16 protein-coding genes and 1 pseudogene are annotated in these 17,087 nt (G+C 66.4%); 4 read left to right on the top strand and 13 right to left on the bottom strand.

Going from position 1 to position 17,087, the window contains the following annotated elements:
- Positions 1-7 precede the first annotated feature (7 nt).
- Complete coding sequence (locus ACFIMZ_RS09545; RefSeq protein ID WP_431822537.1) at positions 8-430, top strand: hypothetical protein; 423 nt, start codon at positions 8-10, stop codon at positions 428-430.
- A gap of 245 nt (positions 431-675) precedes the next feature.
- Here the strand turns inward: ACFIMZ_RS09545 and ACFIMZ_RS09540 are convergent.
- From ACFIMZ_RS09540 to ACFIMZ_RS09480, 13 genes and pseudogenes are all read right to left on the bottom strand, one after another.
- Positions 676-990 (bottom strand): annotated as a pseudogene (locus ACFIMZ_RS09540) (eCIS core domain-containing protein); the annotation flags it as partial.
- Between the two features lie 272 nt (positions 991-1,262).
- The gene (locus tag ACFIMZ_RS09535; protein WP_431822407.1) at positions 1,263-1,532 is read right to left on the bottom strand and encodes a hypothetical protein; all 270 of its coding nucleotides are present in this window, start codon (positions 1,530-1,532) and stop codon (positions 1,263-1,265) included.
- Entirely contained in the window at positions 1,529-3,916 is a 2,388-nt protein-coding gene (locus ACFIMZ_RS09530) for an ATP-binding protein (RefSeq protein WP_431822406.1), read from the bottom strand. Before ACFIMZ_RS09530 ends, ACFIMZ_RS09535 begins: the two co-directional genes overlap by 4 nt.
- Complete coding sequence (locus ACFIMZ_RS09525; protein ID WP_431822405.1) at positions 3,913-5,142, bottom strand: DUF4255 domain-containing protein; 1,230 nt, start codon at positions 5,140-5,142, stop codon at positions 3,913-3,915. Before ACFIMZ_RS09525 ends, ACFIMZ_RS09530 begins: the two co-directional genes overlap by 4 nt.
- 91 nt (positions 5,143-5,233) lie before the next feature.
- Positions 5,234-6,070 (bottom strand): hypothetical protein, encoded by an 837-nt coding sequence (locus tag ACFIMZ_RS09520; RefSeq protein WP_431822404.1) that lies wholly within the window; start codon positions 6,068-6,070, stop codon positions 5,234-5,236.
- A 2-nt stretch (positions 6,071-6,072) separates the two neighbouring features.
- Positions 6,073-6,819, bottom strand: coding sequence for a hypothetical protein (locus ACFIMZ_RS09515; RefSeq protein WP_431822403.1), 747 nt, complete (start codon positions 6,817-6,819; stop codon positions 6,073-6,075).
- A 198-nt stretch (positions 6,820-7,017) separates the two neighbouring features.
- Complete coding sequence (locus ACFIMZ_RS09510) at positions 7,018-7,548, bottom strand: phage tail protein (RefSeq protein WP_059766627.1); 531 nt, start codon at positions 7,546-7,548, stop codon at positions 7,018-7,020.
- Between the two features lie 68 nt (positions 7,549-7,616).
- Complete coding sequence (locus tag ACFIMZ_RS09505; RefSeq protein WP_431822402.1) at positions 7,617-9,623, bottom strand: phage tail sheath family protein; 2,007 nt, start codon at positions 9,621-9,623, stop codon at positions 7,617-7,619.
- Positions 9,624-10,342: 719 nt separating this feature from the next.
- A complete protein-coding gene (locus ACFIMZ_RS09500; RefSeq protein WP_431822401.1) occupies positions 10,343-10,591 on the bottom strand; it encodes an RNA-binding protein in 249 nt (82 codons plus the stop codon).
- 87 nt (positions 10,592-10,678) lie between these two features.
- Positions 10,679-11,458, bottom strand: coding sequence for an enoyl-ACP reductase FabI (gene fabI, locus ACFIMZ_RS09495; protein WP_059965182.1), 780 nt, complete (start codon positions 11,456-11,458; stop codon positions 10,679-10,681).
- Entirely contained in the window at positions 11,459-12,637 is a 1,179-nt protein-coding gene (locus ACFIMZ_RS09490) for an acetate/propionate family kinase (protein WP_431822466.1), read from the bottom strand.
- An 11-nt stretch (positions 12,638-12,648) separates the two neighbouring features.
- The gene (locus tag ACFIMZ_RS09485; RefSeq protein ID WP_431822400.1) at positions 12,649-13,590 is read right to left on the bottom strand and encodes a phosphate acetyltransferase; all 942 of its coding nucleotides are present in this window, start codon (positions 13,588-13,590) and stop codon (positions 12,649-12,651) included.
- A gap of 9 nt (positions 13,591-13,599) precedes the next feature.
- A complete protein-coding gene (locus ACFIMZ_RS09480) occupies positions 13,600-15,804 on the bottom strand; it encodes a TerB family tellurite resistance protein (RefSeq protein ID WP_431822399.1) in 2,205 nt (734 codons plus the stop codon).
- A 295-nt stretch (positions 15,805-16,099) separates the two neighbouring features.
- On the opposite strand from ACFIMZ_RS09480, the gene ACFIMZ_RS09475 reads away from it, so the two are divergent.
- Genes ACFIMZ_RS09475 through ACFIMZ_RS09465 form a run of 3 tightly spaced genes read left to right on the top strand, consistent with a single transcriptional unit; the run spans position 16,100 to position 17,083 of the window.
- Positions 16,100-16,669, top strand: a complete 570-nt coding sequence (locus tag ACFIMZ_RS09475) for a TetR/AcrR family transcriptional regulator (protein WP_431822398.1) — start codon at positions 16,100-16,102, stop codon at positions 16,667-16,669.
- Positions 16,670-16,701: 32 nt separating this feature from the next.
- Complete coding sequence (locus tag ACFIMZ_RS09470; protein ID WP_431822397.1) at positions 16,702-16,908, top strand: hypothetical protein; 207 nt, start codon at positions 16,702-16,704, stop codon at positions 16,906-16,908.
- A gap of 4 nt (positions 16,909-16,912) precedes the next feature.
- Positions 16,913-17,083, top strand: coding sequence for a hypothetical protein (locus ACFIMZ_RS09465; protein ID WP_431822396.1), 171 nt, complete (start codon positions 16,913-16,915; stop codon positions 17,081-17,083).
- Positions 17,084-17,087 lie beyond the last annotated feature (4 nt).

Raw genomic sequence — 17,087 nt, 5'->3', positions numbered from 1 at the left:
CGCGCCGATGCCCGGCAGCGGCGTGAACTTCGCCGCCTGCGCGCCGAGCCGGACCGCGAGGGTCACGGCCGCCTTCTCGATCACCTTCTCGGCAACCTTGATCTTGATCGCCGTCTTCGCGCCCTCGACGGCACCCTCCTCAAACGCCTTCGCCGCACCTTCGCCCGCCTGTTCCGCGATGAACGCGGCCCGCTCCTTCGAGCCCGCCGTGCCCACCTTCGCCGCCGCCGCGCCCCAGCGTTCGTGCTCGGCCAGTTCGTCGTCGATCAACGCGAGGTCGCCGGTGGGCAAGTCGCCCGGCGTTTTCGGGCCAGCGGGCTTGTCGCCGGTTTTGCCGGCGACTTTGTCGCTGGTGGCGTCGGGCTGCGGGGCGGGCGCAAGCGCCGCGCCCGGCTGTTTCGCGGGGCCGGCCGATGCCGGCACGGCTTGACCGGCGGCTCGTGGGAATGTCCCGGGCGGCGCGGATAACGCGGGCGATGCGGGCGCAGCGGCCGCGACGACGCCGGGTTGCGGATCGTCGTCGGTCGGCAACGGCAGATCCTTGTCGTCGATCTCGCTGTCGGCCGCGTTCGTCGGCAAAAGCGGATCGGCCGACGCCTTGCGGAACAACAGCCCCTTCGCGCGCTGCGCGACGTGCGCGACCTCGTGCGCGAGCAGCCACAGGCCGCCCGGCGTGTCCGGCCGGTAGGCGCCGTCGTCGAACGCGATGTCATCGCCGAACGCGAAAGCCCGGGCGCGCAACGCGCGGGCCGCGGCTGTCGCCGCCGGGCCGGTGTGGACGCGCACGCGGCTGAAATCCGCCGCGAACGCCGGCGCGTGCGCGGCGAAGACGTCAGGCGCCTGCAGCGCGCGGTCAGCCGCGCGATCCGCATCCCGTTCGAGCGGATCGTCCGTGCGGGCGATCGAGAAGGCCGGCAAGCGCCGCGACGCGTCGGGATCGCGCGGGAGGCCGTGCGCCGCCGGCGCGGCCGTGAAGCGATGCAGCGGCATGGGCGCCGCGCCGCCCTCGCCAATCGCGCTGGTCGCGTCGAGGCCGGTCGCACTCGCGGCCGGGGCCGGACCCGACGCGCCGACGCGCAGTTCAAGAAAACGCCGCATCGACGGATCGAGCGGCCGGCCGCCGCCGCGCAATGCGAGCGCGACGGCTTCGCCGAGAGGAAGCGCGCGCAGCGGCGCGGATACGATCCGCGCCGGGCGCGCACTGCGCTGCGCCGACGCGACGTTGCGTGCAAGCCCCGCTATCGCCGCGAGCGTGCGCGTACTCATCGCCGCCCCCGGCCGTTCTCGCGCAACGACGCGGCCACGCATGCCGCGATCCGCCGTCCGATCGTCTCCGGCGCATCGCCGCGCGCGTGGCGCAGGCCCGGCGCGCGCAGCACGGGCGCCGGGCCTGCCCGCCAGCCGGCCGCGCGCGCCTCGCCGACAAGCCGCGCGAGCTCGCTCTCCAGCGCGGCGCGCAAGCGGGCGGGATGCCCGGGCTCGCTCGCGAGCCCGTCCAGCACCAGCCGCTCGATGCGCACGACGATTTTCATATGACCGCTCCCGACCAGCGGAAATCGGTCTCGTTGACAGGCCGATCGAGCTTGCGAAATTCGATGCGTGCCGCGTTGAACACGATCGGCATCGTGACGGGCGAGCCGGCCCGCGCGGCCTGGAACGCCGCGTTCACGGCGATCACCGCGATATGGCCGCCCGTCAGGTTGAGCCGCGCGAGGCGCGCGTAATCGAGCCCGGCCACGGGCGTCTCGGCCGGAAACGCGCGGCGCCACATCTGCTCGCGCTCGGCCGTGCCCGGAAACTGAAAGTCGACGATGAAGCGCAGCCGGCGCAGGAACGCCTGATCGAGCGCGGCCTTCATGTTCGTCGCGAGAATCGCGAGCCCGACGTACGACTCCATCCGTTGCAGCAGGTAATTGATCTCGATGTTCGCGTAGCGGTCGTGGCTGTCCTTCACTTCGGTCCGCTTGCCGAACAGCGCGTCGGCTTCGTCGAAGAACAGGATCGCGCCGCCGCCCTCCGCCGCGTCGAACAGGCGCCGCAGGTTCGCTTCGGTCTCGCCGATGTACTTGCTGACGACCGCCGACAGATCGATGCGGAACAGATCGAGACGCAGATGGTTCGCGAGCACCTCGGCCGCCATCGTCTTGCCGGTGCCGGTCGCGCCGGCGAACAGCACGCTGATGCCAAGGCCCCGGCTCATCCGCGCGGCGAATCCCCAATCGCGGTAGACGGTGCCGCGATGGCGAACCTGGTCCGCGATCTGGCGCAGCAATTCGTTTTGCGCGGCGGGCAGCACGATGTCGTCCCAGGTCGCATTCGACACGAGCCGCCGCGCGAGCAGATCGAGGCCCGGCCGCGTCAGCGCGCGCGCCGCGTCCCACAGACGCATGTCGAGCGGCGGCGTGTTCGGGGCGGTGGCCTGCGATGCGTGCGCCGACGTTTCGCGTTGCGCGAGTTCGCGAATCGCGGGCGGATTCAGATCGAACTGTTCCGACAACGTATCGGCGAGCGACTCTCCGATCGCGGGCGACGCCGCACGCCAGCACGCTTTCTGCTCGCTGGCGTTCGGACGTCCGACTTCGACCGCGAGCGGCGTGTGCGCGCCGCCCGGCCACAGATGCCGGGTGGCGACGAAGACGAGGCCGTCGAGGCGGTTCAACAGCGGATCGACGACGGCCTGCACGCCGTCGCCGTGCTCGGCCTCGACATAGAGCGCGACCGGCAGCAGCAGGCTTTCGCGCCGCCACAGCCGTGCCAGTGCGTCGAGTTCGCTCGCCGCCGACGGCAGCATCGAGCCGTCGAGCCGGTACGCGTGGCGGCCGAGCGCGCGGGCCGCGGCCGCGGCGATCAGACGTTTGCTCGCCGTGTCGCCGCCGAGCAGCCAGATCGCGGGCAGCGCGGCGGCGTCGACGCTGTCCGCGCGGCCGGGCGCGTTCGCGCCGCCGTTCACCGCCGCGACGATCGTGTCGACCGCCGCGCGCTGCGACGCGGGCAGCAGCGCGTCGTCATCGGTAGTCGCGATATCGGCGGCGTCCGAGGCTTCGGACGCGCTGCCGTCGCCATCATTCGACGCGGCGGGCTCGGGCCAAGGCAGCGGCATCACGAGCGGCGCGAGCCGGTCGTCGAAGCACGTGACGCCCTTGATGAAGTTGACGATCCGCTCGTCGGCGGCAAGCGGGCTCGAGATCAGCGAGCCGCCCGACGCGCCGATCTCGACGAGCCGCCAGTACCGCAGCGGACGATCGGGCGCGAGCGCGTCCCATGCGCCGTCGTCGAACAGGCGCAGCGCGAGCGCAAAGGTCGGATACGCGAGCGCGCGGTCGCCCTGCGCTTGCGCGCACAGTCCGGCGATCGACGTGTCGAGCTCCATCGCCGTGCAGAGCAGCAGGACGTCGCGCTCGAACCCTGTGAGGCCGAAGCGCTGCCGGATCAGTTGCAGCGCGGGCGGCGGCGTTCGACGCTCACCGCTTCTGTCGAACTCGGGAGCCGCCGCAGAAAATGCGCCGGGCGATTCACTCGACGAAGGCATCGACGGATGTGCATTCGACTGCTCGGCGGATTGGGATGCCTCGGACGGCGCGCCCGGCGATCCGGCAGGCGCGGATACGACGGGTGATGCGGATGCGCGGTCGGCGCCGCCTCGGTGCAGAAATCCGAAAATACCGCGATGTTCGCGTGGCGGCGTCGATGTTTGAGGAGGCGCGGGTGTCGGTACGGCGGTGGGTGACGCAACCGCCGATGTCGACGGCGATGCCGGCACCGTTGCTTGCGCTCGCGTCCCCCCCGACTCCTCGATCGACGCCGGCTGCGCCGCTTGCTCCCGCCGCCGCGCATGCGCCGCCAATCGCTCGCGCACCCAGGCGATCGCGTCGCTCAAATACCGCGCGTTCGCATCGAGCCATTCGCTCTCGGTCATAGTACGCTCACCTTTTGCGAGGGATCGAACGCGGGCGGCGTCTTGCTGCGATCGACGAGCAGACTGTCGACGCCGTCGACGCGCAGACGCACCCAATAATCGTCCGCCGCGAGCCCGGCCGCAAGAAACGTCAGCGTGCCGGTCTGCGACGGATGCGGATCGGCGACGATCTCGGTCGCGCCGAGCATGAGCGACGCGCGCTGGCTCGGCCACACTTGCGGCGACACAGTGGCCGTATAAACGATGTCGCCCGCCGGCGCGGTCGCGGGCCCGAGCGCAAGCGACGGCGCGAGCGCGAACGTCAACTGGTTCGTCTCGCGCTTGAACGTCTCGCCGGGACGCTGCACGAGCACGCTGACTGCATAGAAACCCGCGGGCCACGCAGCGGGCTGCGCGGGAATCGTCACGGCAAGCGACGTTGCCGTGACGCCCGTGGCGGGCGGCACGTCCACCGGCGCACTCCACAGCGGATGCGAGAACCGCACGCCGACGCTCACGCCGTCGAGATGCACACCGCTCAACGCGATCGTGCCGCCCAGCCGCACGGCGGGCTGCCCGTCGGGCAACGCGAGCGCGACGAGCGTCGGCACGGGCGGCGTGAGGTCCGGCTGCGATGCGACGCCCTGATCCTGTGGCCCGCGCGTGAGCGTCGGCAGGCCGGCGCGGGTCGGCCGCGCGCTCTCGATCAGCGCGACGCCAACCTCATACGCGGCCGACAGCCGGTATTGCATCGCGAATCCGGTCCACAGCTTTGACAGTTCGTCGATCGTCAGCGGATGAAACGTCAGGCGCACGTGCTCGATCTGCTTGTCGAGATCGCTCGGCGGCAGCGCGGCAGTGGCCGCCGCGATGTCGGCCGCGCTCAGCACCGGGTGGTCGTGCAGCACGCTCATCGCCCGGCCGAGCAGCGCGTGGCCCGACGGCTGCGTCGCGTCGTCGTTCGCGCCGAACGCGGTAATCAGGTAGTACAGGTTGAGAGGCAGCGGCGGGATCGCGACCTCGCCGGGCCTGACTTGCCGCGGGATGTCCGCGTTCACCCATGCCGCGTTGCGCACGACCATGTAGAGAAACAGGTTCAACTGGTTGTTCGTGTTGCTGCCGCGCGCCTTGTCGAGCGGCAGGATCGTCACGGTCGTGTCGTTCAGTCCCGGCTCCGACGTCGTGCCCTGCTGCAGGATCGATTGCAGCGTGGCGGTGACGGCAGCGATCGCGTTCGAGTTGCTCATGGCGGGCGTGTGGGCGTGGGCGAGGCCGTCGGTTCGTTCGGAGTGGCGAGTGGGTTCAGGCGCAGCCTGGGGTACCGGGAACGCGGCGGCGTCATCGGTCCCGCTCGGTACGGCTGCGCAGATATTCGTCAAGCGTCATCGCGCGTGGGCCGCCCGGCGTTTCGCGCGCGCGTGTCTCGGGCGGCGCCGGGCTGGCGCGCACGTCGATGCGTCCGATACTGATGACGACGGTGGTCTCTTCGCGCGCGGCGCCGCGGTCGTCGGGCGCGCCGCGCGCCGGACGCGTCGCGGGCCAGCGCGGGTTCGACGCCGGGCGGATCGGTTCGATCGCGGAAGGCCGCGGCACGACGACGCCGCTTGCGCGGCCGGTGGGCGTCGGGACGGACGCCATGCGAGATGGCGTGGCAATCCCTGCTGCGCGAGCCGCGCCGGCGGGATCGTGGCTGCCGGTGTCGCGACGAGGTTTCGGCGTCCGGACAGACGGTGGCGATGCCGCGCGGCTGCCGGTGCCGGTTTCGGCGTCGATGTCGACCGCGTCGTGTGCGCGGCGCGTGAGCCCGTCCGCCGAAAACGGCATCGAAACGGAGACGCTTGCCGCGCGACCGGGCTGCGGTGACGCCGGCGGATGACCGGCGTGCGCCGATCCGCCGCGTGTTTCCGCCAGAGGAGCCGCGGGAGCGCTGCGAAGCAGGCGTGCGTCGCCATTCGGCGCGAACGGATCGATTGCCGATTGCTCATCGCCGTGCGCATCGGCATCGGGCCAGCGGCGCGAAACGCCGGCCGCATTGTCCCATGAGGACGACCGCCGCGCCGCGTCGAACGTGGCATCGGCCCTCGCCTCGAACCACGACGGCACGCGCGGCCTGAGCCGGGCCGGGGCGGCGTCGCCGCGTGCGCGTGACACCAGCGTGGCGAAGTAGCCGTTCATGTTCATCCGAGCACCAGATTCAGGTAAGCGGCACGGCGCGCCGGTCCAAGCGAAAGCACGTCGCTTTCGCGCCAGCCGTATACGGACGCGAGCGTATGGATCTCCCACACCATTCGCGCGGCCCACGCGTCGAGCTCGGCCCACAAATACGACGCGATGTCGAGCGGCGCTTGCCAGTGCGCGCCGCACGCGGAGCAGGTCGACGCGAGCCGCAGATCGGCGTACGGATCGGCCACCTCGATATGCTGCGCTGCGTCGTCGAGCATGTCGTCGGGCAGCGCGCGAATCTCGATGCACTCGCCGCCGAGCCGCGCCGACACGATGCAGCGCCGCATCAGCGCGTGCGTGGCCGCGATGCCGTCGCCGGCGTGTGCCGCCGCGCGCAGATCGCCGCTGTCGGGCACGCGCAGCCGCCATTCGATGCCGTCGTCGTCCTGCCACGTCAACGCCGTCGGCGCATCGCCGGCGGTCTGCGCCGACGCGGCCAGCAGATCGCCGATCGGCACGTCGAGTTCGAGCGGCTCGCCGCACGCGTCGCACGACGCGAGCGCCGACAGATGCGCGCCGAACATCGCGGCGCGCAGCGCAAGCAACCGCCGGTCACGTTCGCCGATGCTGGCCGCGAGCAACGCATCGGCGGGCCAGCCGGGGCACGCGAGAGAAAGCAGGATCAAGCCGCGCTCGACGGCGTCGAGCGTGGCGCCGCGCTCCCACGCGGCCAGCATGTCGGCCGGAGCGGGTGCCGGCACGCTCGCGCCACTCACGTCATCGCCCGCCGTCCCCGCCATTGACATCGCCATCCGATCGAACATCGCCTGCCCCATGACGTTCCCCCGATGATGCGCGCTCCCGACGTGCGCTTCGCCGCCGTCAGCCTTTCGGCTCCCTGCCCTCGGATATCAGCCCTCGACTCGCGGCCTTTGGTCCACTCCACGCGCTTGGCGGACCTAACCGACCGAAGGCGGCGTAAAGCTCGGCTCGGTCGGTTCCGATACCGAGATATCGCGCTCCCATCCTTCGTTTTCGAGCTTGATGTGCTGGATCGCGACCGCGTTCGCGTTTGCGTCGAGATCGGGCAGCGCCTGGTATTCGGACACCCAGCAGCGATACACCTTGTACGCGATCGCTAGCTGTCCCGCTTCGTTGTACAGCTCGATCAGGATGTCCTTGCGAAAATCCTTCAGCGACACTTCGGCACCGAGCCCGTGATTGACGCTCCAGACCTTGCCCGCCCACGCTTCGAACTCGGGATCGTGGGTGACGCCGCGTTCGAGCGTGATCGCCTCGTATTCGGTGCGGCCCGGCGACTTGCGGCTGCTCGACGGATCGCCACCCTCGCGATGCTTGACGACCTCGGTCGTCCGCTTGAGCATGCCGACCTTGCTGACGCCGGCGACATACCGGCCGTCCCACTTCACGCGGAATTTGAAGTTCTTGTACGGATCGAAGCGCTGCGCATTGACGGTGAATTCAGCCACGATGGTCTCCCGTTCGATTCGACTCGTCCCGGCTCATCGGCACGCCTGTTCGTGAACCCGACGATCCGTCAGCTCGCCAGTTGCCCGGCGATCTGCTGGATCGTGACCACGACGAACTCGGCCGGCTTCAACGGCGCGAATCCGACGACGATGTTGACAATGCCCTGATTGATCGTCGCCTGCGGATTCGTCGTCGCGTCGCACTGGACGAAGTACGCCTGCTGCGGCGTCGCGCCTTGGAACGCACCCTGCCGGAACAGCGTCTGCATGAACGCGCCGACGTTCAGGCGGATTTGCGCCCACAACGGCGTGTCGTTCGGCTCGAACACGACCCATTGCGTGCCGCGATACAGGCTCTCCTCGATGAAGAGCGCGAGCCGTCTCACCGGTATATACGCGTATTCGTCGGCGATTTGATCGGCGCCTTTCAGCGTGCGTGCGCCCCAGAGCACCTGGCCGTAGACAGGGAACGTGCGCAGGCAGTTGATCGCGAGCGGATTGAGCACGCCGTTTTCCGGATCGGTCAGCGTGTATTCGAGCTTGCGCACGCCCGCCAGGCTCGCCTCCGTGCCGGCGGGCGCCTTCCAGACGCCGCGCGAGGCGTCGGTGCGCGCCCACAGACCCGCGACGGTGCCGCTCGGCGCGACCCGGCGCGCGCGATAGCCGTTGACAGGATCGGGGATGTCGATGCGTGGAAAATACAGTGCCGCGTTGCGGCTTCTGAGCCCCGAGTTCGCGTCAAGCCACTGCATGATCGCGGGCACGGCGTCGCGATTCGCATCGGCTTGAGGCGTGTCGAGCAGATACATCGCGCGCCGCCTCGTACAAAGATCGATCGCCGCCGTCGCGACCGCGGCGGCCTGATCGTCCGGCAGGTTCATCGTCGACGGCACGCACAGGATGTTGAACAGATCGACGTCGACGAGCGCCTGCATGCCGGTCTTCGCGGCTGCGTCGCCGATCAGGCCACCGGCGAAACCGGCCGCGTCGCCCGACAGATCGACCTTGCCGTCGCTGCCCGCCTGCTGCGCACGCGCGGGCGGCGTCGTCGTGGACTTGGGATCGACGGGCAGAAACTGATCGTGCGACGCCGACGCCGCGCCGAGCGCATATTGCTGGACGTTCTGGCCGGTGGCGACGAAGCCGAGTTTCTTTGCGAGGCCGTCGGCGCTGTTCGACAGGCCGACCGTGTCGGCGGCGCCCGACGTGCCAGCCTTCACGACCAGATATTGCTGGGTCGGCGATAGGCGGACCACGCCGACCGTCGCATTCGCGAGCGGCGTGTCGCTACCGTTTTTCAGCCCGCGCAACAGGCTCTGCAGTTTCTGCGCGACGCCGTCGATCGTCGCGGGCGGCGGATCGCCGAGCGCGTCCGTCGTGCCGATCGCCTTGCCGCTCAAGGTCACGTCGACGGCATCGGTCTTCGCGAGACCGAGCGCGCCGACGTCGCCGATCGCGTTGCTCACGGTGCCGGTGCATGCGGGACGCTTGCCCTGCCCGCTCGCCGACGTTGCGAGGCGCACGAGCTGCGACGCCGCGTTGACGGTCGCCACCGCGTCGTTCGGCTTGCCGGTCCCGACGATCAGGTTGCGAAACGTTTCCTTCGCGGCCGGACTGCCGTCGGGATTGAGCTGAGTGACGGTCAGGTTGAATTGCGTCGACGGATCCACCGCGCCGTAATCGACGTCGATGCGCAGGAAATTGCCGCTCGCGCCTGCGCTTGCCGCGGTCGCGGTCAGCACGTCATCGGTGTCGGTCGGCGCCGCCGCCATCGCGATGGCGGCGGCGGTCGCTGCGTTTCCGGGCGTCGTCGACGACACGCGCACAACATACGCCTGCGTGCCGCCGTTCAGGAAGAACTGCTGAATCGCGTAACTGGCTTCGCCGCGCGTATCGAGCCCGCCGAACTGACGCTCGAAATCGGCAAAGCTCTCGATCAGCACGGCCCGGTTCATCGGACCCGTCGAGAAAAAATCAACGAACGCGGCAATCGACGTCGCGACGCCGACGATCGTTCGCACGCCGCTCGAGATTTCCTGCACATAGACGCCTGGATAGGTGACTGCAACAGGCATGGCGCGCCTCCATTCAAAGCCGGCGAGCAGCGCGTTTCATGCCGCGGACGCCGTACTGCGAGCTAACCGTTTGATCGGCCGGTGGCGGACGAACGGCGCCGGCTGGCGGATCGTTGCGAAATCGAAAGGAAGAAGTGAAGCTCAGCGGGGTGGCGGCGAAGCAGGTAGTCGATCAGGTATGCAAACTAAATTTTGGCCGTCATCGGACTGAACGGGGGTGCGTGACCGAACGGACGCCACGGTCTTCCCCGACGCTGTGACCATCGCACGCATGATGCGCTCCCCCGAGGTGAAGCGAAGCCGGATTCGATCGATGCCGTCGGCCGCGAGCGCGCGGCATTCGGTTTCGAAATTCAAGCTAGGCTGCGGGCCGTGATTAGTCAAGAACGATTTGCTGAATGCCCGCGTTCACGTTTCTGTCATCGTTTCCGGGGTCCCCTTGATTTTCATGCGTTTTACCGGGGTAGACAGATCCAGGCGCGACAAGGCTCGGCGCTCGACCCATAAAAACAATAATCAATCAAATCAAATACTTCCTGACTGGTCTTTCCGTCGTTCATCAAGTCAAGAATGATGCTGTGGACGCGGCCGCGATCCGGGAAGCGTCTCAGCGACCGAGCCGGCCATGTATCCAGGTGCACTCGTGACATAGAGCATGCGAGATGTACGCAATGCCCTCGTTGAGCAAGAAATCAATCTTTACGCCACGCAGGCCGTACTCATCCGGAAAACAGCATCACGTGTGCGGACAGCATGCATCCGTTCCAGTACACATGATGCAGACGGCGCTGCATCTCTTCCAGCAGCGCATGCTCCGCGCCGTGGATTTCCAGCAGTACGCTCGGATTCGGGCCATCAACGTCAACATGTGTCATACCGCCGATTTCGACCTGTATGTACTTATGCACGAATGCACGCAGGTCGTCATCGCCGGTACCGGGCGGCAAGTTTCCAATCAGCAATCTCATGTCGGTATTCTCTTTACAAGGAAATCAAGCGATGTGCTCGAGGGTATCCAGGATCGCCGCACCCGGCGCCTAGGGCGTGTTCACGCCCTAGCCCATGATGCTGACGCCGCCGTCGATGAACATGGTGTTTCCAGTAATACGCCGCGCATACGGCGTGGCGAGATAGGCGCAACTGAAACCGACATCCATGATGTCGACCAGTTCGCCAAGCGGCGCCCGCTCAACCGCTTCATTGAGCAGCAAATCGAAATCCTTGAGTCCCGACGCGGCGCGCGTCTTGAGCGGCCCCGGCGAAATCGGATGAACGCGAATGCCGCGCGGACCAAGCTCGTGCGCGAGATATCGGCATGTCGCCTCAAGCGCCGCCTTGACCGGCCCCATCAGATCGTAGTTCGGCACGACCCTGGAGGCACCCAGATAGCTCATCGCGAACAGCGTTCCGCCCTGATCCATCAACGGTACGGCGAGTCGCGCCATCCGAATGAACGAGTGGCACGACACATCCATGGCCGTTGCGAACCCTTCCGCCGAGCTGTTGATCAAGCCGCCCTGGAGATCTGCCTTGGGCGCAAATGCAATCGAATGAACCGCAGTATCGAGTCGACCCCACGTACGGCGAATCGCGTCGAACAATGCGTCCATTTCACCCGGCGTCGACACGTCGAGCGGCATCACGAGTGCCGCTCCGAGTTCACGCGCGAGCGGCTCGACATACGGACGGGCCTTGTCATTCGCGTAGGTGATCGCCAGCTCCGCACCCAGCTCGCGAAATGCCCGCGCGCATCCATATGCGATCGAATGCTCGTTCGCGATGCCGAGGATCAGCGCCTTGCGCCCCTCGAGCGGCAAGTTCGGGATCTTCTCCATTCAGGCTCCCAGCAGTTCAAGGGTATGCGATGCGATCATCCATTCTTCATCGGTCGGGATGACCCACGCCGAGACCGTGCTGTCGGGCGTGCTGATACGTGGTCCGTGGCGCGCATTCGCGGCCGGATCGAGCGACACGCCAAGCCATGCCGCGGCACGACAGACACGCTCGCGCACGGCGGCCGCGTGCTCGCCGATTCCGGCCGTGAAGACGATGCTGTCCAGACCACCGAGCGCGGCCGCCAGCGATCCGAGTTCGCGCGAGATCCGGTAGCAAAACAGTTCGATCGCGTTCGCCGCCGCCGGATCTTCGCTGTCGAGCAGCGCGCGCATGTCGCTGGAGATGCCGGACACGCCGAGCAGCCCCGACTGCTTGTACAGCAGCGTCTCGATCGCGCGAGCGTCCATGTGGTGATGATCCATCAGCCAGACGAGCACGCCGGGGTCGACGGTGCCGGAGCGCGTGCCCATCGGCAGCCCTTCGAGCGCGGTGAATCCCATCGTGCTCGCGATGCTCTTCCCGCTCGACAATGCGGCCATGCTCGCGCCGTTGCCGAGATGCATGACAACGGTTTTGCCGTGCGCGGCCTTTTCGTCGTAGCGTGCGAGCACGGACGCGATGTACTCGTACGACAAACCATGAAAGCCGTAGCGCCGCACGCCTTGCAGCGTGATCTCGCGCGGCAGCGCAAACTGCGTCGCAATGGCGGGCTGCCCATGATGGAAGGCGGTATCGAAGCATGCGACCTGCGGAAGATCGGCACGCCGCTGCGCGACGAACTTCAACGCGGTCAGATTGTGCGGCTGATGCAACGGGGCCAGCGGCACCAGCGCCTCCAGGTTGGCAATGACTTCACCGTCGATACGCACCGGCTTTGCATACAGGCTCCCCCCATGAACGACACGATGTCCGACGCCGATCGGCGTGTGGCCGCTGGAGTGGCTGCGCAGCCAGTCGAACAGGAAGCCGATCGCGCCTTCGTGGCCGAGCCGCGTATCCTGGGGCCAGTGCTTTTCCTCGAGCGCAGCGCCATGCGCATCGATAACGTGAAGACGTGGATCGGTATGGATTTCCTCGAAATTTCCGTGGCAAACTGGATCAAGCGCGCCGCCTGACACCGCGAAGGCCGAGAACTTGACGCTGGATGAACCCGCGTTGATGACCAGAATGACGTCCATGGCTCCCCGGCTCAGTGTGCGACGACGCGCGACGAGACGTTCCGCCACAGCGCGACCATCGATGCAACCGCACAGGACGCAAGCCGGGTGACCACCGAATCGGCCCGGCTTGTGAGGATCACCGGCACGCGCGCGCCGAGTACGATCCCGGCCGCGTCCGCGCCCGCGAGAAACGACAGGCTTTTCGCGAGCATGTTGCCTGCTTCGAGATCCGGCACGACAAGGACGTTCGCGCGTCCGGCGACGGGCGAGTCGATGTGCTTGAGTTCGGCAGCGTCGATGTTGATCGCATTGTCCAGCGCGAGCGGGCCGTCGAGCACGCCCCCCACGATTTGCTGGCGATCCGCCATCTTGCACAATGCTGCGGCGTCGAGCGTCGACGGTACCTTCGGGTTGACCGTTTCCATCGCGGACAGGATCGCGACGCGTGCGACGGGAAATCGCAATGCGTGGGCGAGATCGATCGCGTTTCGCACGATATCGGCCTTTTCTTCGAGCGTTGGCGCGATGTTGACAGCCGCGTCCGTGATGATCAGCGGATCGTCGTGGCCCGGCACATCCATCACGAAGCAGTGGCTGACGCGGCGTTCCGTACGCAAGCCGGTCTCGCGTGCGACGACCGCGCCCATCAGTTCGTCCGTATGCAGCGACCCTTTCATCAGCGCCTGCGCCCGCCCTTCCCGGACGAGACGCACTGCGGCGTCAGCCGCCGCATGACTATGCGGTGCATCGACGAGCGGCAGGCTCGAAATGTCGAGTCCGCCCTCTTCCGCGATTGAAACGATCTTCGCCGACGGCCCGACCAGAATCGGCGCGATCAGGCCGAGCCTTGCCGCTTCGACCGCGGCACTCAGCGCGCTCGGGTCGCACGGATGAACGACAGCAGTCGGCGTAGCCGGCAACGTCTTCGCGAACGCGATCAGGCGCTCGTATTTTTCACGCTTGTGTTCCATGGCAGTCCCTCACGCAGATTCCGTCGACTTCGTCGCGCGGCGCGCGCGCGGCTCCAATCCGAGCACCTCGGCGACACGGGCAAAACGGGCCCGTTCCTCCGGCGCGATCTCGCCAAGGGTGGCCGCCAGCACATGGGCGACGTCGAGCGCGCGACGGCGGTCGGATTCGCGCACCAGCAGTTTGGGAAGTCCGGCCAGCGCGCGCTCCTCGTCCAGCAGCACCAGAAAGGTCTGGCGTTTGGTCACTTGCTTGAGGTCGGAGAGTCGAATCTGCGCGTCGAGCCCGGATTCGCGCATCAGCTCGCGCATCGCATTGAACGGGCGCTCATCCACGACACGAAGGTCGCGCCCACAATAGATGATCAGGCGCATCGCGCCGTCGAGCAGCGTGCCATTCTCGAACCACGTTTCAAGTTCACGTCGCTTGAGCCGCTTGAATTCCTCTTCAAACCAACTCTCCGTTTCGTTCGTGCGTCGCTGGACGGACCCCTCCTTCAGACCGACCAGGGATGCGAGCCACGGTGACTCGTAGATCGTCCTGAACAGTATCTCGACGGCGCCGTCGCGCCATGCCTGATAGTCTTCCAGACCGCGCACGATCGCCTGAGATACGTGGTTTTCGCTTTCGGACAGCGGGTTCACGGGCGATGCCGCCTGCCGCCAGGTTCGTACCGCATCCGCCGTCAACTTGAGGGGCAACGCCCACGGATTCAGATTCGAAATCGCCCATCGCTCGACGCGCGCCGGGTTCATCAGCCGTGCCCACGCCGCGGTCCACGGATTCGATGCGGCCTTCACCCACGGCGAAACAAACTTGTCGTAAGCGCCCTGGTTGATTTCGGCGACGCGCTTGACGACTTCGAACGCGTGCTCCCCGTCGCGCCCGTCGCCGAGCGCAAGAATGTCGCTGATTTCCCGGGCCTCGAAACGAATCAGATAGCGCCCCGCGACAAACTCGAGACCTGGCAGGTCGGGCTGCGTATCCTCGATCACCGCCTCGTACAAGCCGGGAGGCAGCACATCGATCAGGTCGAGCGCGCTGATGAGTTCGGCATGCTCCTTCTTCGCGACGCCGGCCGACACGAAAATACCCAGATGCCCGATCCTGTCGTTCAGGCAATAGACGATTGTCTGCTCGTTGCAGCGGATCGCGTCGACGCTGTCGTACAGGTCCGGAATCCAGTAAAGCGCCTGCTGCGGAGGCGTGATGTTGTCGCCCCACGATGCGAAGACGACGATCGGCGAACGGATGTTGCGCAGATCGATGCGCGTCCTGCCGTCAGCCGATACCACCTCGCCTGCGGACAGGCGATTGCCGACAAAGAGGTTCTGCGTGATCCATTCCATTTCCTCCTTGTTCATCAGGAAATGGCCGCCCCACCAGCGCTCGAATTCCAGGAAACGGGCCGGCTCGGTGTCGATATTCGCGTAGACGTTGTAGAGCTTCGTCCAATACGTATTGGACGGATTCATCTGCTCGAAGTTATTGACCAGGTTGGCGCCGTCGAAGGTTCCATTCCCGCAGTCGCCGGCAAACGACGCGAGCCATGTCCCGCCGAGCAGCCCGCCCGTGTAGCGCATTGGATTCTTGCCGGCCACGCCGGCCCAGTAGGACACCGGCGAGCCCGCGAGCAGCAGGGGGCCCGCCCGTTCGGGAGCGGCGGCGGCAAGGATCAGCGCTGCCCATCCGCCTTGGCAGTTGCCGATCAGGAACGGCTTGTCCTCGGCGTCGGGGTGCCGCTGCGCCACGCATTCGAGAAATGCGATCTCCGCGCGCGTGACCGATTCGATCGTCTGGCTCGGTTCCGGGTGGGGAAAGAAGAAGACGAAATAGCACGGGTGCCCCTGCTTCAATGCGATGCCGATCTCGCTGTCCATTTTGAAGCCGCCGATGCCCGGTCCATGACCGGCGCGGGGATCGATGACGATGAACGGTCGTTTCTTCGGATCGGTCTCGGGTGATCCGCCCGGAGGGATGATGCGCGCCAGTGCGTAATTTGCCGGCTGGGGTAACGTGCGGCCGTCGACGATGACTTCGTATTCGAACGCCAGAACAGGCGGCTTGCCGGACCGGGCATGATCGAGATAGATGTTGCCACGCTCGCGCAGCACGTCCAGCAGCAATACACTGCGTTGCCAAGCATCGATCCCGTATTCGATCGCGTCTTGCGCGCACTGAACCGGGGATGGTACCGCGTGGTTGACATCGGACATGCTGCAACTCCTGTGAGAGGAACTTCGGACGGAGCAGACGACACTTCGGCCAATCGGTTGGCCGATCGAAAGCGTGACGCCGCGCTACGCCGGATGACGAAGCCGTTGAACACGGCTTCAAGTCGACGGACAATACGCCGGGCATTCACACAATCGCAAAAACACCGCGATTACGGGTTGACCTTAATCACGCAAAATGCGAATCACACTCACAATTCCGAATCATAATATGAATGACACTCACATTTTGTCAAGGTCGTCGAAGACCCCTACGCAAGAGCGCGGCGAGCGTCGCGTGGCAGACCTGCTGCACTCGGCCGAACATCTCTTCGAGACGGACGGGTACGACCGGACAACGATGAGCGGGATCGCACACCATGCCGGCGCATCGGTTGGATCGCTCTATCAGTTCTTTCCGAGCAAGGAGAACATCGGCCTCGCGTTACTGCTTCGATACATGGATGAAGTTTCCGGGCAGCTCGAGCAGTGCAAGGCGAATTTGCCCAATACCCCCAAGGAACTGGCGCGACGCCTCGTTTCGATCATTCTTGATTATGTGGAGCGGCGCCCCGTGTGGGCGATACTGTCCGAAGTGCCGGCGCTGATGCCGCACAGGCACGCGATCGATCGATTGTCGGCAATCATCGGCACCCTGTTGTCGTCGTATGCCTTGTCCATCAAGGCGCGTGAGCTTTCGGCGGTTTCCATGGCCGCTTCGTTGATGATACGCGCGACGATTCAGGGAATCCGACTGGTCGACCAGCGCGAGCGCGCATCGCTGCGTCGGGAGATGCAGCGGGCTTTGGGATGCTATCTCGAGGAGCGATTGGGTATCGCCAGCGGGCGCACGAGCGATACCCGCTAGTTGTAGGTGCTTGTAATTGAAAGAGGCCTTGCTTGCATTCCACCCTACCGTCCCTTGGCGCACGGAAACGTGTCGCGAAGACCTTCCAAGAGAAGGAATTCATCCGGCATCTGCTCGAAGAGGCGCAGCATTTCTTCCCCTTCACCCTGCACCTCGAGACCCTGGTCCGACGCATCGTCCTCGCGCGCTTTCGCGACTATTTCCGGCACGGCAAGTCAGGAGAAGAACATACGAGCTGAAGTGATGCAGCACTATGGACTGACGGTACCGCTGAATCAGGCGGGCTATTTCGAGACCGCGCACCACCAGCAGTTGATGAAGGACATCAAGGGGGCGATCGTCGAGGGACGGCTCATTGCCGTGTGCGGCGTCGTCGGCAGCGGCAAGATGCTGGCGGCCGGGCTGCCGATCTGAGTAC

This window comes from Burkholderia sp. F1 (assembly GCF_050813845.1).
GTDB classification, from domain to species: domain Bacteria; phylum Pseudomonadota; class Gammaproteobacteria; order Burkholderiales; family Burkholderiaceae; genus Burkholderia; species Burkholderia ubonensis.
This window is presented reverse-complemented; position numbering and strand designations above follow the sequence as displayed.

What these genes read in the sequence shown, in the direction of transcription:
- ACFIMZ_RS09545 (WP_431822537.1), top strand. Translation starts at nt 8, where the DNA reads ATGCCCGGCAGCGGCGTGAACTTCGCCGCCTGCGCGCCGAGCCGGACC.
- ACFIMZ_RS09535 (WP_431822407.1), bottom strand. Translation starts at nt 1,532, where the DNA reads ATGAAAATCGTCGTGCGCATCGAGCGGCTGGTGCTGGACGGGCTCGCG.
- ACFIMZ_RS09530 (WP_431822406.1), bottom strand. Translation starts at nt 3,916, where the DNA reads ATGACCGAGAGCGAATGGCTCGATGCGAACGCGCGGTATTTGAGCGAC.
- ACFIMZ_RS09525 (WP_431822405.1), bottom strand. Translation starts at nt 5,142, where the DNA reads ATGAGCAACTCGAACGCGATCGCTGCCGTCACCGCCACGCTGCAATCG.
- ACFIMZ_RS09520 (WP_431822404.1), bottom strand. Translation starts at nt 6,070, where the DNA reads ATGAACGGCTACTTCGCCACGCTGGTGTCACGCGCACGCGGCGACGCC.
- ACFIMZ_RS09505 (WP_431822402.1), bottom strand. Translation starts at nt 9,623, where the DNA reads ATGCCTGTTGCAGTCACCTATCCAGGCGTCTATGTGCAGGAAATCTCG.
- ACFIMZ_RS09500 (WP_431822401.1), bottom strand. Translation starts at nt 10,591, where the DNA reads ATGAGATTGCTGATTGGAAACTTGCCGCCCGGTACCGGCGATGACGAC.
- fabI (WP_059965182.1), bottom strand. Translation starts at nt 11,458, where the DNA reads ATGGAGAAGATCCCGAACTTGCCGCTCGAGGGGCGCAAGGCGCTGATC.
- ACFIMZ_RS09490 (WP_431822466.1), bottom strand. Translation starts at nt 12,637, where the DNA reads ATGGACGTCATTCTGGTCATCAACGCGGGTTCATCCAGCGTCAAGTTC.
- ACFIMZ_RS09485 (WP_431822400.1), bottom strand. Translation starts at nt 13,590, where the DNA reads ATGGAACACAAGCGTGAAAAATACGAGCGCCTGATCGCGTTCGCGAAG.
- ACFIMZ_RS09480 (WP_431822399.1), bottom strand. Translation starts at nt 15,804, where the DNA reads ATGTCCGATGTCAACCACGCGGTACCATCCCCGGTTCAGTGCGCGCAA.
- ACFIMZ_RS09465 (WP_431822396.1), top strand. Translation starts at nt 16,913, where the DNA reads ATGCAGCACTATGGACTGACGGTACCGCTGAATCAGGCGGGCTATTTC.